Here is a 14,421-nt window from a genome sequence, read left to right as displayed (position 1 = left end):
TTTGTAAAACAACTTTAAAACCAACTTATGCACGCATATATTTTCCCTGGTCAAGGAGCTCAATTTTCAGGAATGGGTTTAGACATCTATGAAAAATCTAACATTGCTCAAGAATATTTTGAAAAAGCCAATTCAATATTAGGGTTTTCAATAACCGATATTATGTTCGAAGGCACACCTGAACAACTGAAAGAAACCAAAGTTACGCAACCTGCAATATTTTTACATTCTGTAGCCTTAGCAAAAACTTTAGGTGATCGTTTTAAACCAGAGATGGTTGCTGGCCATTCTTTAGGAGAGTTTTCTGCCTTAGTGGCCAACGGCACCTTATCATTTGAAGACGGATTAAAATTAGTATCGCAACGTGCGTTAGCCATGCAAAAAGCATGTGAAATACAACCTTCTACAATGGCTGCAGTTTTAGGCTTAGAAGATGATATTGTAGAAAATATTTGTGCTAAAACACCTGGAATTGTGGTTGCCGCAAACTATAACTGCCCTGGCCAATTGGTAATTTCAGGTGAAGTTTCTGCTATAAACCTAGCCTGCGAAGCCTTAACAGCTGCAGGAGCTAGAAGAGCTTTAGTATTGCCTGTTGGTGGTGCTTTTCACTCTCCATTAATGGAACCTGCTCGTGAAGAATTAGCCGCTGCAATCGAAAACACATTGTTTAGCGAACCTAATTGCCCTATATATCAAAATGTAGCGGCTAACGCAGTAAGTAATGCCACTGATATTAAAAAGAACTTGGTAGCTCAATTAACAGCTCCTGTACGTTGGACACAATCTATTCAGCAAATGATTAAAGATGGTGCTACTGAATTTACCGAAGTTGGACCTGGTAAAGTTTTACAAGGTTTAATGCGAAAAATTGACAGATCTGTTACCGCTAATGGAGCAATATTTGAAGAAAACAACTAATGGAAGGTACTGTACTTACAAGTATTAGAGAAAATATAGCAACACTTACTTTTGGACATCCAGCAAGTAATTCTTTTCCTGCTGAACTTTTAGATAGACTGATAGAAAATATTAATCGATTAAGTGGAGACTCCTCTATTCAAGTCATTATTTTACAGAGCGAGGGTGATAAAACCTTTTGTGCCGGTGCTTCTTTTGACGAATTAATTGCCATTAATAATTTGGAAGAAGGCAAAAAGTTCTTTTCTGGATTTGCCAACTTAATAAATGCCATGCGGACTTGCTCTAAACCAATTATTGGTAGAGTTCAAGGAAAAGCAGTGGGTGGTGGCGTTGGCATTATTGCAGCAACTGACTATTGTTTTGCTACAGAAAAAGCTGATATTAAATTATCTGAACTTACCATTGGTATTGGTCCTTTTGTTATTGAACCTGCCGTAACCCGTAAAACCGGAATTGCAGCGTTTAGTAAACTTTCTTTAGATGCTACCGAATGGCATTCTGCCTATTGGGCAAAAGAGAATAATTTATATGCTAGAGTTTTTGAAAACACTAGAGATATGGATGAATATGTAGAAAGTCTTTCTAAAAAATTAGCGAGCTATAACCCAGATGCTTTAAAAGCAATGAAAAAAGTAATTTGGGAAGGTACAGAAAATTGGAACACCTTATTAATAGAAAGAGCAGAAATTAGTGGACAATTGGTATTGTCAGATTTTACTAAAAAAGCTCTTCAAAAATTTAAAAAATAACTACTAATAAATAATTAAAAGTATGACCTTAACTACCTTAATTTCGAAAATGGCATTTATCAGTCAAGCAGAAGCTGCTGGTGAAAATGTTGGCCAATATCTTTGGTATGTAATTTTAGTAGTGGCAATTTATTTTATTGTCCGAAGAATTAGAAAGAAAAAATAATATGTCTTTTTTATCCATAGTACAACAAGCTAATATTGAACAAAAAATCAAAGACGCTCCTGACGACGGCTATGAAATAGGTATTTTAATTGGTACTTATTTACCATTTGCTGTACTCGTTGTCATTGCCTATATCATGTATCATAGAGCTAAAAAGAAATAAATTTAAAGTATTAAACATTTTGCAGTTAAATCATAATTACTGTATTTAAAATATGAATGACAGAATTGTAACATGGAATCTTGATCCAGTTATTTATTGGATAACTGATTCTTTTCCATTAAAATATTATGGTTTATTTTTTATAACAGGTCTTCTTTTAGCTAATTATGTAGCCAAACGTATTTACATTAAAGAAAATGTCCCCATTAAAAATTTAGAGAAGTTATTTTTTTACATTATTATTGGTATCGTCTTAGGAGCAAGACTCGGACATTGTTTCTTTTATGAGCCTTCCTATTACTTTCAAAACCCTATCGAAATTTTATTGCCAATTCAAAAAATAGGAGGTTCCTATCAATTTACAGGCTTTCAAGGATTAGCAAGTCATGGAGGAGCTATTGGAGCATTAATTGCAATTGGAATTTACTGTAAAAAATATAAAACCAACTTTTTATGGGTCTTAGACAGGATCGCAATTGCCACACCAATAGTCGCCGTCTTCATTCGATTAGGGAATTTTATGAACTCTGAAATTTATGGAAAACCAACAAATGGAAATTGGGGTGTTATTTTTCAAAGAGATGATTTAATACCACGACACCCAACTCAACTTTATGAGGCATTTTCATACCTTTTAATATTTGGAATCTTACTATTTACCTATAAGAAAATGGCCAACAAATTATCGAACGGACAAATTTTTGGACTACTTTTAGTCTTAGTGTTTTCTGCTAGATTTTTGATTGAATTTTTTAAAGAAAACCAAGTGGGGTTTGAAGATACCATGACCATCAATATGGGACAAATTTTAAGTATTCCTTTTATTATTGTTGGACTTATATTGATCTTTATAAAAATAAGCCCAAAACACTCTGAAAAGCTCTAATATAAGAAATGCCCAACTTAGCCTAAGACAACTTCATATCCATCAATATCGAGAATGTCTGCTTAATATCTGTTTCTTTAACTACAATAGTAATTTCATTTGTCGTTGAAATCACTTCTTGTACTGAAATATTTGCCCAAGCCAATTGTTTTAAAATAAAGTAATAAATACCAGACTGCTCAACATTTGTTTTGGGTAATTTTATAGTTAATGAAGCCAAATTTGAAGCCGCCCAAAGCACCTCTTCACCATCAAATATTTTTTCAACTTTTTGTTTTAATTTTTTACTTATTACAATACTTGTTTCAAAAACACCTTGAGATATGGTAAAGAAATTATCACTATCATTACCAATATCATTTAGTAATTTGGTTATTTTCGAAACCAAGGTTGCTGTATTTTTAAAGGTATAATCACACAAGTCCGACCGCATAATAAAGTCGCCAGAAGACAAGGCTATTCGTTTAATATTTTTTCTAACTTTTAAAACACTTGATGGCGACAACCTATTAACTGCCATCATTATAGCACCTTCTTTAATCTCTTTCTTTAATATTTTTTCAACTTCTGGTTTTATAACTCTAGCCAATGACGATACGTTAATTAATTTATCATAAAGAGCCTCTTCAATAAAGGGCGTTTTATTTATAATTGCAGTAACAGCTTCTTGAATGGTTTTCATTTGTTTAAATTTAAACTATTTGTTATAATTTGTAAAAATAAATTAAAAAGTTGCATAACAATGCGAACTAAGCAACTTTTGTGTAAAATTTTAGATTATGATAGTTTTTAAATTTGGAGGAACGTCAGTTGGAAGTGCTGAAAATATAAAAAAAGTAGCAGCCATTATAAATGACTGTGACCGTGATAAAATAGTTGTTTTATCAGCAGTTTCAGGAACCACAAATAGCTTGGTTGCAATAAATAACTGCCTAGCCAATGATAAAAAAGAAGATGCTCTTGCCATAATTAACAAACTAGAGTTAAGTTATGACGAATTGATTTCAGAATTATTTAGTGTAGAAAGTCACCACTTAGATGCACAGCCATTCATTAAAACGAAATTCGAAGAATTAAGATCTTTGACTACTGAAGCGACTAAAAACGAGAAAATTATTTTGGCTCAAGGAGAAATTATTTCTACCAATTTGTTTCAAATGTACCAAAAACAGTTAGGAAATTCGACTGCATTAATTTCAGCTCTTGATTTTATGTCAATTGATATGAATGAAGAACCTGAAAATGAGAAAATAAAAACAAAATTAACTGCTATTTTAGCTAATAACAAAGCTCAAACAATTATTACTCAAGGATTTATTTGCTTGAACCCCGATAACGAGGTTGATAATTTAAAAAGAGGAGGTAGTGATTATAGTGCCTCTTTAATTGGTGCCGCTATTAACGCAGAACAAATACAAATTTGGACAGATATTGACGGGATGCATAATAACGACCCTCGGTATGTTGAAAACACATTTCCAATAGGAGAAATCTCTTTTGACGAAGCCGCAGAGTTAGCGTATTTCGGAGCTAAAATTTTACATCCGCAAAGTATAATTCCTGCTCAAAAAAATAACATTCCCGTTCTATTAAAAAACACCTTTAATCCCGAAGCCAAAGGAACTTTAATTAAAAATTGCCATAATAGCACTGGCGTTAGAGCTATTGCTGCTAAAGATGGTATCATTGCAATAAAAATAAAATCGTACCGAATGCTTATGGCTTATGGTTTTTTAAATAATGTTTTTGCAGTATTTGAAAAATACCATACCCCAATTGATATGATTACCACTTCAGAAATTGCGGTTTCACTTACCATTGACAATCAGAAATATCTGAAAGAAATTGTTGAAGAACTAAATACGATTGGAAAAGTAGAATATGATACTGACATGAGTATTATCTGCCTTGCCGGTAACTTTTCACATAGTGGAAAAGGAATAAGTGCAGCCGTGTTAAATTGTTTAACTGATGTAGCTATTCGTATGATTTCCTACGGCGGAAGCCAATATAACATTTCACTACTCGTTGAAAAGAACGATAAGATTAGGGCTTTAAATTTATTAAATGAAGGATTGTTTGTACAACAAAACAAACCTCAAGAAGCTTAATATAAAATTTGTAGTTGATATTTTATTATGAATTTTCGATTTGATATTTTAGCTAGTCCAAGATATCTGACAATTTTTCAAACTCCTTTTTAGGATCTTTATTTTCGTAAAGAATTTTATAAATGGTATCAATTATTGGTGTTTTAGCACCATTTTCTTGCTTAATTTTATAAGCACTTTTTGTAGCATAATACCCTTCGGCCACCATGCTCATTTCTAGCATTGCAGATTTTACGGTATAGCCTTTACCAATCATGTTACCAAACATTCTGTTCCTACTAAATACAGAATATCCGGTAACTAATAAATCGCCTAAATAGGCTGAATTATTAATATTACGTTTCATTTTATGTACTTTTTTAATGAATCGTTTCATTTCTCTAATGGCATTTGACATAAGTACTGCTTGGAAATTATCTCCATAACCAACACCATGAGCTACTCCAGCGGCAATGGCATAAATATTTTTTAAAACGGCAGCATATTCTGTACCCACAATATCATCAGAAGTCTTGGTTTTGATATAATGACTGGCCAATAATTTACTCATTACGTTCGCCTTTTTTCTATCCTTACAAGCTAAGGTCAAATAGGACAAGCGTTCTAAAGCAACCTCTTCTGCATGGCAAGGCCCAGTGATAACACCTATATCTTCAAAAGGTATATTATATTTTTCATGAAAGTGCTCTCCAACGATCAATCCTGATTCTGGAACAATTCCTTTAATTGCAGAAAATATAATTTTCCCATCAAGTGAAACGTTCAGTTTATCTAACTCTTGACTTAAAAATGCCGAAGGTATGGCAAAAACCAAATAATCAGCATAAGTAACCATTTCGTTAATGTCATTACTCAATAGTAATTGCTCAGTATCAAACTCAACTGAACTAAGGTATTTTGGGTTATGTTGGTCAGATTTAATATACTCAATGGCTGAGGCACTTCGCATATACCAACCTATTTCATCAATATTTTCACTCAACATTTTCACAATAGCCGTGGCCCAACTACCGCCACCAAAAACTGCTATTTTAGGATATTTTTTTTTCATTTACAATTGATTTTCATTCTCGGAAAGCTTTCTTTCTAACTCCGCTTGAAATTCCTCCATAACTGGCTTTACCGTACTTTCAGGTAAGTCGGCAATTCTAATGTACATTAACCCGTCAATAGCGTTATTAAATTTCGGATCTACATTAAAAGCAACTAACCTCGCGTTTTGCTTTACATACTTTTTTAATAATACGGGTAAACGCAAAGCACCTGGCTCTAGTTCATCAATAATTTTATCAAATTTCTGCATATCAGATTTGCTTTCATCAAAAACAAAATCTTTATCGACATCATTTAATTTTACTTTGTATTCTTTTTTAGGATGTATATATTGAGCTAAATACGGATCGTAATAATTAGATTTCATAAACTCAATCATTAATGACTTAGAAAAATTTGAAAACTGATTACTAATACTAACTCCACCCATTAAAAATTTATGATCGGGAAATCTTAACGTTACATGCACTATTCCTTTCCATAGTAAGAACAAAGGCATTGGCTTTTGCTGATAGTCCTTTATAATAAAAGCCCTCCCCATTTCAATAGTTTTCTCCATCATCTTAAACAATTCTGGCTCCATTCTAAACAATGTACTAATGTAAAACCCTTTTATGCCGTGCTTTTTAAAAATTTCTTTACCTAAGCCCATCCGATAAGCTCCTGCAACTATTTTTGCCTCATTATCCCATAAGAACATATGTTGATAGTACTTATCATAAACATCAATATCAATATCATTATTCGTCCCCTCACCTACCTCTCTAAAGGTAATTTCTCTTAGCCTTCCTATTTCACGTAATATATATGGTATTTGATCACTTTCTGCTAAAAAAACTTCATAATTCTTACTTTCTAACAAACGAGCCTCTCCATTTCTTAATTTTTCAATTTCTTTATTAATTTTTTCAATTGAAACCGGTGGAATAACTTCTTTAGGTTGTTTTGGAATTTTTAAAGATGGTGTTTTTATAAGTCTATTATTTACCTCGAACGGATTCGCCAACATGTATGTTTTCTTTCGAAGAAAATTATGAAAATCGTCAATATCTTCATGCTCTTTTTGATCTTTTACCGAAATCACTTTCCCTATCCTAACCTTTATAATTCTGCTTCCTTGACGTAAGGCTTCTGATGGTAGTTTTGCCGTTCTTAAAACACTATTTATTTTGGAAAGAAAATAGAACAAACGGCTATTTTTCGCGTGAAAATAAATAGGAATAACAGGTACATTTGCTTTATAAATTAATTTGATAGCTCCTTCCTCCCAAGGTTTATCTACAATTAATTTTCCATCCTTGTACGTTGAAACTTCCCCTGCAGGAAAAATGCCCAAGGAATTGCCATCTCTTAAATGTTGTAAAGCATTTTTCAGTCCTGTAATACTTGATTTTGCGTCCTTGCGATCTTCGAAAGGATTGACAGGCATTACATAGGGCTTTAATGGTTCAATTCTATGCAATAAAAAATTTCCAATTATTTTATAATCAGGCCTTTTTTCGACTAATAACTTTAATAAGAGTACACCGTCTATACCTCCTAATGGATGATTGGAAATACTTATAAAAGCTCCATCTTTCGGTATGCGTTTTAAATCTTCTTTAGGTATTTCAAATTTTATTTGTAACTCATCTAATATTGCATTTAAAAATACAACATCTTTCTTCTCTTTATGTTTCTGGTAAACCCTATTGAGTTTTGATAACCGCAGAACTTTCATTAATATCCAGCCGAAAAATGTTCCTAAAAAACCATATTTTTCTAGGTGTATTACTTTGGCAATTTCTTTAGAAGATACTAATTCCATGTTGGGTTTTTGACAGCCTCAAATATAGGTAATTTATTGAACAACGATCTGCACCGTTTCTTGAGTTAATTGTTTTAACAATACTTTGTTATTTTTTTCTAATTCCTCAATATCTTTATTTTGAAAATGTCTAACTGTAAATAATGAAACATTTGCAAAACACACTACTTTATAGGTATTACTAAGCTCCGCTAAAAGATTTTTAATCAGATTAAAATTATCTTCTAAACAAATAGAAAAGCTAATTGCTGAGTTTTGAATCAAGTTCACTTTCATTTTGTATCGATGAAACAAATTAAATATTTCACTAATATTATGCTCAACGACAAAAGAAAAATCTAAAGCGGATATAGAAAGAAATAATTGATTTTTTTTAACGATAAAACAAGGTGTTTCAGGGACTAATCTCTTACCGTCACTTACATGTGTTCCCTTTTTTTTAGGATTTAAAAATGATTTAACAAGTAAAGGAATTCCTTTATTCTGCAAAGGTTGTAAGGTTTTAGGATGTATTACAGAAGCACCATAAAAAGCCAATTCTATAGCCTCTGTGTATGATATTTGTTCAAGCAATTGGGTTTCGTTAAAATAACGAGGGTCGGCATTTAAAACACCCTCTACATCTTTCCAAATCGTTAAGCTATCGGCATTAAGACAATACGCAAATATACCTGCCGAATAATCAGAGCCCTCTCTTCCTAAAGTAGTAGTATTACCATGTTCATTCGCCGCAATAAAACCTTGAGTGATGTATAATATTTGTGGATTAACTTTAGTTACAATTGATTTTTCGGTCAGTTTCCAATCCACTTTAGCATCTCGGAAATCACTATTTGTTTTAATGCACTCTCTAACATCTAACCAAGTATTTTCAATGGCGGATATATTTAAATAAAAACTGACAATTTTTGTCGAAATTAGCTCAGCAACACTAACTATTTGATCATAAACAAAATTAAAATCTGTTGATTTATTTTGTATCATAAAACCTGTTAACCCAATAAATAGATTTTGTATTTCTGAATAAACATCATGCTCTTTATTCTCAAATAATTCGTTTACTATATCGTAGTGATAGTCTCTAACTACTTTTATAAAAACTGGTAATTCTTCCTTTTTATAAAAATAAGCGTCTGCAATTTTCTCGAAGGCATTCGTCATTTTGCCCATCGCTGATACCACGATAAGTAGATCTTGGTAATCAACATCGTTTAAAACTTTAACAATGTTTTTTACACCCTCAGCATCTTTTACAGATGCTCCTCCAAATTTAAATACCTTCATTTATTAAATCTGTTACACATGGTAAATTAATTTTCTTTAGATAAATACTCAACTATTTTTTCACGAGGCATTTGACAAATATTCCATTCTTCAAAAACTGTTGCTCCTGTACTTTTATAAAAATTAACGGCTGGTGTATTCCAGTCTAAAACAACCCACTCTACTCTGTTTATATTATTATTTAAGGCAAACTTCAGAACACTATCATATAATGCTTTACCAATACCCTCTTGTCTATGCTTTTGGGTAACAATTAAATCTTCTAAATGTAATGAAGAACCCTTCCACGTTGAAAACCTATGATAAAAAAGAGCCATCCCAACAACCTTATTATCCAATTCAGCTAAATGAAGATAAAACGCAGGATGTTCTCTAAATCCATTTTCAATTAAGTCGTCAATTGTAATTTCAACGGCGTCAGGTTCCTTCTCAAAAACGGCTAATTCATTAATCAACTTTAGTACCGCTTCCATGTCATTTGGCTCGGCTTTTCTTATTTTAAAACTCATATTATAATAATGTTTGCACAAATTTAACGTTATTTGTAGGTATAACAAGTTAGGGTTTAACAAAATCAACACAAATGCAACAGCACAGTACATTAGGTGAGTTTATTATAGAAAACCAAAAACAGTTTAAATATTCTTCAGGAGAGTTATCTCGATTAATAAATTCAATAAGATTAGCGGCAAAAGTGGTAAATCACGAAGTAAACAAAGCAGGTTTAGTCGATATATTGGGTAAAGCAGGAGAAACTAATATTCAAGGTGAAGACCAACAAAAATTAGATGTTTATGCAAACACTATCTTTATGGAAACCCTTACCAATAGAGAAATTGTTTGTGGTATTGCAAGTGAAGAAGAAGATGATTTTGTTACCATTTCTGGTAATGACCACTCGAACGAAAATAAATATGTAGTATTGATTGATCCACTTGACGGATCTTCGAACGTAGATGTAAATGTATCTGTTGGAACCATTTTTTCTATTTATAGACGTGTTACCAAATCTGGAACCCCAGTTCAATTAGAAGATTTTTTACAAGAAGGCAACAAACAAGTTGCTGCAGGATATATTGTTTACGGAACGTCAACCATGTTGGTATTTACTACTGGGCATGGTGTAAATGGATTTACGTTGAATCCAGCTATTGGAACTTTTTATCTATCACACCCTGATATGATGTTTCCTGAAGATGGTACTATTTACTCTATCAATGAAGGGAACTATGTCCATTTTCCACAAGGTGTGAAAGATTATTTGAAATATTGCCAAATGGAAGAGGGAGATAGACCTTACACTTCACGTTATATTGGTTCGTTAGTTTCTGATTTTCATAGAAACATGATAAAAGGTGGCATTTATATTTATCCGACAAGTACCAAAGCCCCTAAAGGGAAATTGCGTTTGCTATATGAATGCAACCCTATGGCATTTTTAGCGGAGCAAGCAGGAGGAAAAGCATCTGATGGTTATATGAGAATTATGGATATTAAACCAACAGAATTGCACCAACGTGTGCCATTTTTCTGTGGCAGTACCAATATGATTGATGTTGCTGAGCGGTTTATGAAAAACTACCCTGCTACTGCGGAATATTAATTATTAAAATATAGTATATAAGTCTCAATTTAAAGTGAGGTTATAACTACTTTTTATTTTATTTATCTCATTCTCGTAAGCTTAAAAAACTTCTGATAATTATCTGGAATTGTTTCTATTTTAAGAAGACATCCCTCTTCCACTGTAGGGTAAATCTCATCATATGTTAAAACATTATACATCCCAGCTCTTTTATTAATGTGCCCACGTCTAAGTTCTTTAGGACTATCAAGACCGGCAGCCGCTATGAGCTCTAAAAAACTGTGTATGGTAGCATCATGATAATTATGTGCTCTTTTTGACTTGTCTTCAACATCTAGTCCTTTTACCAAGGCTTTATTTTGAGTAGCAACACCAACAGGGCAAGTATTTGTATTACATTGCAATGCCTGGATACAACCAATAGACAACATCATTGCTCGTGCACTATTACACGCGTCTGCTCCTAAAGCTAAGGCTCTAGCCATATGAAATCCTGTTATAATTTTACCAGCAACTATTACTTTGATATCTTTTCGTAAGTTAAATCCTCTTAAGGTGTCGTGTACAAAAACAAGCCCTTCACGTAATGGCATACCCATTGAATTTGAAAATTCTACAGGAGCCGCACCTGTGCCTCCTTCACCACCATCAACGGTTATAAAATCCGGTTTTATTCCAGTACTAATCATCGCTTCACAAAAATCCATAAACTCTTGTCTTCTACCAATACAAAGCTTAAATCCAACGGGCTTACCACCACTCAAATCCCTTAATTTTTTTATAAAATGCATAAACTCTATTGGATCTGAAAAGGCAGAATGAGACGGTGGAGAGTGTACAGCAACACCTGGTTCCACATGTCTTATGGCTGCAATTTCTTCTGTATTTTTTGAAGCTGGCAAAATACCTCCATGGCCTGGCTTAGCTCCTTGAGACAATTTTATCTCAATCATTTTAACCTCAGATCTTATGGCATTATCTCTATATGTTTCCTCATTGAATGTTCCATCATTATTTCTACAACCAAAATAGCCAGTACCAACTTGCCAAATTAGATCACCTCCATGCTTCAAATGATATGGACTTATTCCTCCTTCACCAGTATTGTGTGCAAAATTGCCCATTTTTGCTCCTTTGTTTAATGCCATGACAGCATTGGTACTTAAGGATCCAAAACTCATGGCCGAAATATTTAATAAACTAGTTGAGTAAGGCTGTTTACAATCATCACCACCTATTACTAACCTAGGAAATTTACCAATTTCTTGAGGATTTTGTTTTGCATACATTGAATGTTCCATCCACTCATAACCTGAATGGTATAAATTCATTTGCGTTCCAAAAGGTTCCGTATCATTTACCTTTTTAGCACGTCTATATATTAATGATCTTAAAATTCGGTTTAAGGGTCGGCCTTCCGTATCTGTTTCAACAAAATATTGCATTATTTCAGGTCTAACAGACTCTAAAACATATCTAAAACGACCTATCAAAGGAAAATTTCTCCTTATGGTATGACTCTTTTGAAGCATATCAAATACACCCATTAAAACTAACGGAGCTACAAGAATAAAACTCCATAAAATTCCTGGCCAAACAAGTGCAATTAACAAAATTGAAACGACTAGAATAGTACTAATTAGTATAAAATATTTACGAGCCTTCATAGTAAAAAATTAGAAAAATAAATAGTTGATTTTACAATTGAACAAGAAACAATAATATTTTATATTTACCAAAATATTTATTTTATGGGAATTATAAAAGTGAGGAATATAAGAGTCTATGCCTACCATGGATGCTTAGATGAAGAAGGGAAAATTGGTTCTGAATATAGAGTTGACCTCGCTGTTAAAACTGACCTTTCAAAATCAGCCAAAACAGATAATTTAGCAGATACCGTAGATTATGTTCATCTTAATCGGATTGTGAAAGAAGAAATGAGTGTAAGAACAAAGTTATTGGAAACTGTAGCGGATAGAATTCTTACACGAATTATTGATGAAATACCTATCGTTAAAAAGGCAACAGTAGAAGTTTCAAAAGTGAATCCACCCATTGGTGGTAACGTAGCTTTGGTAACTATTATAATGTCTAAGAAAAAATAGTTATTATTTTGTGAAATCACTATTTATTTGTTTAGATTTGTAGCCTTAATTAAAAGGCGTTGTGGCCGAGTGGCTAGGCAGAGCTCTGCAAAAGCTTGTACAGCGGTTCGAATCCGCTCGACGCCTCTTTTTGATTTCATCCCAAAATATTCTATTTATTTTATAATCAATATTCATACAGCGGTTCTCCCGACATTTCGGGACGCTCGACGCCTCTTTTTGATTTCATCTTAAACAATCTATTTATTTTATAATCAATATTCATACAGCGGTTCTCCCGATACTTCGGGACGCTCGACGCCTCTTTTTGATTTCGTCCTAAACATTCTATTTATTTTATAATCAATATTCACACAGCGGTTCTCCCGACATTTCGGGACGCTCGACGCCTCTTTTTGATTTCATCTTAAACAATCTATTTATTTTATAATCAATATTCATACAGCGGTTCTCCCGATACTTCGGGACGCTCGACGCCTCTTTTTGATTTCATCCTAAACAATATATTTATTTTTTAATCAATATTCATACAGCGGTTCTCCCGACACTTCGGGACGCTCGACGCCTCTTTTTGATTTCATGAAAAATCATTATTCTAACGATTAAAAATAGTAGCTGTAAGTGCTAATTAATACACCTACAATTCAACCTCTTTTTTCTCATTTATTTAACATTTATCTGACTTATTTTTAAGACATTTGTAGTCTTTTATCAATAAAAATGAGAATCTACCCAATTGAGACCGGAAATTTTAAGCTAGACGGCGGAGCCATGTTTGGCGTTGTACCAAAAACGTTATGGCAAAAAACAAATCCTGCTGACGCTAAGAACCTTATTGATATGGGTATGCGAAGTATGTTAATTGAAGATGGAGAAAGATTAACATTGATTGACACCGGTTTAGGAAATAAACAGTCTGATAAATTTTTTAGCTATTATGACTTATATGGAGATGCCACACTTGAATCTTCGTTAGCAAAATATGGCTTTCATAGAGATGACATAACTGACGTTTTTTTGACCCATTTACATTTTGACCATTGTGGTGGAAGCATCCAATTTAATAAAGATAAAACGGGTTACGAGCCTGCCTTTAAAAATGCAAAATTCTGGAGCAATGAAGACCATTGGAAATGGGCCACTGAACCTAACGCAAGAGAAAAAGCTTCTTTTTTTAAAGAAAACATAAATCCTATAAAAGAAAGTGGTCAATTAGAATTTATTAAAATGCCTAATTCAAATTTTCGTGAAAATTCTGAATTAGATTTTGACATACTATTTGTTGATGGACATACTGATAAACAAATGATTCCTCATATTAAATACAAGGGACAGACTTTAGTTTTTATGGCAGATTTGCTTCCTACTGTAGGGCATATACCTTTACCTTACGTTATGGGTTATGACACTAGACCCCTATTAACTTTAGACGAAAAACAAGCCTTTTTGAATAGTGCGGCTGATAATAAATATATGCTGTTTTTGGAGCATGATGCACATAATGAAATCTGTACCGTAAAACATACAGAAAAAGGTGTACGATTAGATCAAACTTTTACTTTTAACGATATTTTTAATTAATTTA

General features: G+C 32.9%; 15 protein-coding genes and 1 tRNA gene. 10 read left to right on the top strand and 6 right to left on the bottom strand.

Annotated features, from left to right (window positions below):
- Positions 1-27 precede the first annotated feature (27 nt).
- Genes fabD through lgt form a run of 5 tightly spaced genes read left to right on the top strand, consistent with a single transcriptional unit; the run spans position 28 to position 2,888 of the window.
- Entirely contained in the window at positions 28-921 is an 894-nt protein-coding gene (gene fabD / locus JBL43_RS17245; RefSeq protein ID WP_198842646.1) for an ACP S-malonyltransferase, read from the top strand.
- Positions 921-1,673 (top strand): enoyl-CoA hydratase/isomerase family protein, encoded by a 753-nt coding sequence (locus JBL43_RS17240; protein ID WP_198842645.1) that lies wholly within the window; start codon positions 921-923, stop codon positions 1,671-1,673. Before fabD ends, JBL43_RS17240 begins: the two co-directional genes overlap by 1 nt.
- A gap of 22 nt (positions 1,674-1,695) precedes the next feature.
- Complete coding sequence (locus JBL43_RS17235) at positions 1,696-1,839, top strand: hypothetical protein (RefSeq protein ID WP_198842644.1); 144 nt, start codon at positions 1,696-1,698, stop codon at positions 1,837-1,839.
- 1 nt (position 1,840) lies between these two features.
- Positions 1,841-2,002: a hypothetical protein gene (locus JBL43_RS17230; RefSeq protein WP_198842643.1), complete on the top strand. Its 162-nt coding sequence runs from the start codon at positions 1,841-1,843 to the stop codon at positions 2,000-2,002.
- 52 nt (positions 2,003-2,054) lie between these two features.
- The gene (gene lgt / locus JBL43_RS17225; protein WP_198842642.1) at positions 2,055-2,888 is read left to right on the top strand and encodes a prolipoprotein diacylglyceryl transferase; all 834 of its coding nucleotides are present in this window, start codon (positions 2,055-2,057) and stop codon (positions 2,886-2,888) included.
- A 22-nt stretch (positions 2,889-2,910) separates the two neighbouring features.
- Here the strand turns inward: lgt and JBL43_RS17220 are convergent, their stop codons facing one another.
- The gene (locus JBL43_RS17220) at positions 2,911-3,570 is read right to left on the bottom strand and encodes a hypothetical protein (RefSeq protein WP_198842641.1); all 660 of its coding nucleotides are present in this window, start codon (positions 3,568-3,570) and stop codon (positions 2,911-2,913) included.
- Between the two features lie 97 nt (positions 3,571-3,667).
- Between JBL43_RS17220 and JBL43_RS17215 the strand changes: the two genes are divergently transcribed.
- A complete protein-coding gene (locus tag JBL43_RS17215) occupies positions 3,668-4,999 on the top strand; it encodes an aspartate kinase (protein ID WP_198842640.1) in 1,332 nt (443 codons plus the stop codon).
- A gap of 52 nt (positions 5,000-5,051) precedes the next feature.
- Here the strand turns inward: JBL43_RS17215 and JBL43_RS17210 are convergent, their stop codons facing one another.
- Genes JBL43_RS17210 through JBL43_RS17195 form a run of 4 tightly spaced genes read right to left on the bottom strand, consistent with a single transcriptional unit; the run spans position 5,052 to position 9,652 of the window.
- Entirely contained in the window at positions 5,052-6,050 is a 999-nt protein-coding gene (locus tag JBL43_RS17210; protein ID WP_198842639.1) for an NAD(P)H-dependent glycerol-3-phosphate dehydrogenase, read from the bottom strand.
- Positions 6,051-7,859, bottom strand: coding sequence for a GNAT family N-acyltransferase (locus tag JBL43_RS17205; protein WP_198842638.1), 1,809 nt, complete (start codon positions 7,857-7,859; stop codon positions 6,051-6,053).
- A 33-nt stretch (positions 7,860-7,892) separates the two neighbouring features.
- Positions 7,893-9,143 (bottom strand): aspartate kinase, encoded by a 1,251-nt coding sequence (locus JBL43_RS17200; RefSeq protein ID WP_198842637.1) that lies wholly within the window; start codon positions 9,141-9,143, stop codon positions 7,893-7,895.
- 26 nt (positions 9,144-9,169) lie between these two features.
- Positions 9,170-9,652 (bottom strand): GNAT family N-acetyltransferase, encoded by a 483-nt coding sequence (locus JBL43_RS17195; RefSeq protein ID WP_198842636.1) that lies wholly within the window; start codon positions 9,650-9,652, stop codon positions 9,170-9,172.
- A gap of 74 nt (positions 9,653-9,726) precedes the next feature.
- On the opposite strand from JBL43_RS17195, the gene fbp reads away from it, so the two are divergent.
- Positions 9,727-10,746: a class 1 fructose-bisphosphatase gene (fbp, locus tag JBL43_RS17190; protein ID WP_198842635.1), complete on the top strand. Its 1,020-nt coding sequence runs from the start codon at positions 9,727-9,729 to the stop codon at positions 10,744-10,746.
- A gap of 62 nt (positions 10,747-10,808) precedes the next feature.
- Here fbp and JBL43_RS17185 read toward each other — a convergent pair whose 3' ends face one another.
- Positions 10,809-12,395 carry an FMN-binding glutamate synthase family protein gene (locus JBL43_RS17185; RefSeq protein WP_198842634.1) on the bottom strand — a complete coding sequence of 529 codons (1,587 nt, stop codon included), beginning with the start codon at positions 12,393-12,395 and terminating at the stop codon, positions 10,809-10,811.
- 84 nt (positions 12,396-12,479) lie between these two features.
- On the opposite strand from JBL43_RS17185, the gene folB reads away from it, so the two are divergent.
- The 3 genes from folB to JBL43_RS17170 all read left to right on the top strand — a co-directional run bounded on the left by folB (position 12,480) and on the right by JBL43_RS17170 (position 14,417).
- Complete coding sequence (folB, locus tag JBL43_RS17180) at positions 12,480-12,836, top strand: dihydroneopterin aldolase (protein ID WP_198842633.1); 357 nt, start codon at positions 12,480-12,482, stop codon at positions 12,834-12,836.
- 55 nt (positions 12,837-12,891) lie between these two features.
- Positions 12,892-12,962: transfer RNA gene (locus JBL43_RS17175), tRNA-Cys, on the top strand.
- Positions 12,963-13,556: 594 nt separating this feature from the next.
- Complete coding sequence (locus JBL43_RS17170; RefSeq protein ID WP_198842632.1) at positions 13,557-14,417, top strand: MBL fold metallo-hydrolase; 861 nt, start codon at positions 13,557-13,559, stop codon at positions 14,415-14,417.
- Positions 14,418-14,421 lie beyond the last annotated feature (4 nt).

Source organism: Aureibaculum flavum (assembly GCF_016406085.1).
Lineage (GTDB): Bacteria > Bacteroidota > Bacteroidia > Flavobacteriales > Flavobacteriaceae > Aureibaculum > Aureibaculum flavum.
This window is presented reverse-complemented; position numbering and strand designations above follow the sequence as displayed.

What these genes read in the sequence shown, in the direction of transcription:
- fabD (WP_198842646.1), top strand. Translation starts at nt 28, where the DNA reads ATGCACGCATATATTTTCCCTGGTCAAGGAGCTCAATTTTCAGGAATG.
- JBL43_RS17240 (WP_198842645.1), top strand. Translation starts at nt 921, where the DNA reads ATGGAAGGTACTGTACTTACAAGTATTAGAGAAAATATAGCAACACTT.
- JBL43_RS17235 (WP_198842644.1), top strand. Translation starts at nt 1,696, where the DNA reads ATGACCTTAACTACCTTAATTTCGAAAATGGCATTTATCAGTCAAGCA.
- JBL43_RS17230 (WP_198842643.1), top strand. Translation starts at nt 1,841, where the DNA reads ATGTCTTTTTTATCCATAGTACAACAAGCTAATATTGAACAAAAAATC.
- lgt (WP_198842642.1), top strand. Translation starts at nt 2,055, where the DNA reads ATGAATGACAGAATTGTAACATGGAATCTTGATCCAGTTATTTATTGG.
- JBL43_RS17220 (WP_198842641.1), bottom strand. Translation starts at nt 3,570, where the DNA reads ATGAAAACCATTCAAGAAGCTGTTACTGCAATTATAAATAAAACGCCC.
- JBL43_RS17215 (WP_198842640.1), top strand. Translation starts at nt 3,668, where the DNA reads ATGATAGTTTTTAAATTTGGAGGAACGTCAGTTGGAAGTGCTGAAAAT.
- JBL43_RS17210 (WP_198842639.1), bottom strand. Translation starts at nt 6,050, where the DNA reads ATGAAAAAAAAATATCCTAAAATAGCAGTTTTTGGTGGCGGTAGTTGG.
- JBL43_RS17205 (WP_198842638.1), bottom strand. Translation starts at nt 7,859, where the DNA reads ATGGAATTAGTATCTTCTAAAGAAATTGCCAAAGTAATACACCTAGAA.
- JBL43_RS17200 (WP_198842637.1), bottom strand. Translation starts at nt 9,143, where the DNA reads ATGAAGGTATTTAAATTTGGAGGAGCATCTGTAAAAGATGCTGAGGGT.
- JBL43_RS17195 (WP_198842636.1), bottom strand. Translation starts at nt 9,652, where the DNA reads ATGAGTTTTAAAATAAGAAAAGCCGAGCCAAATGACATGGAAGCGGTA.
- fbp (WP_198842635.1), top strand. Translation starts at nt 9,727, where the DNA reads ATGCAACAGCACAGTACATTAGGTGAGTTTATTATAGAAAACCAAAAA.
- JBL43_RS17185 (WP_198842634.1), bottom strand. Translation starts at nt 12,395, where the DNA reads ATGAAGGCTCGTAAATATTTTATACTAATTAGTACTATTCTAGTCGTT.
- folB (WP_198842633.1), top strand. Translation starts at nt 12,480, where the DNA reads ATGGGAATTATAAAAGTGAGGAATATAAGAGTCTATGCCTACCATGGA.
- JBL43_RS17170 (WP_198842632.1), top strand. Translation starts at nt 13,557, where the DNA reads ATGAGAATCTACCCAATTGAGACCGGAAATTTTAAGCTAGACGGCGGA.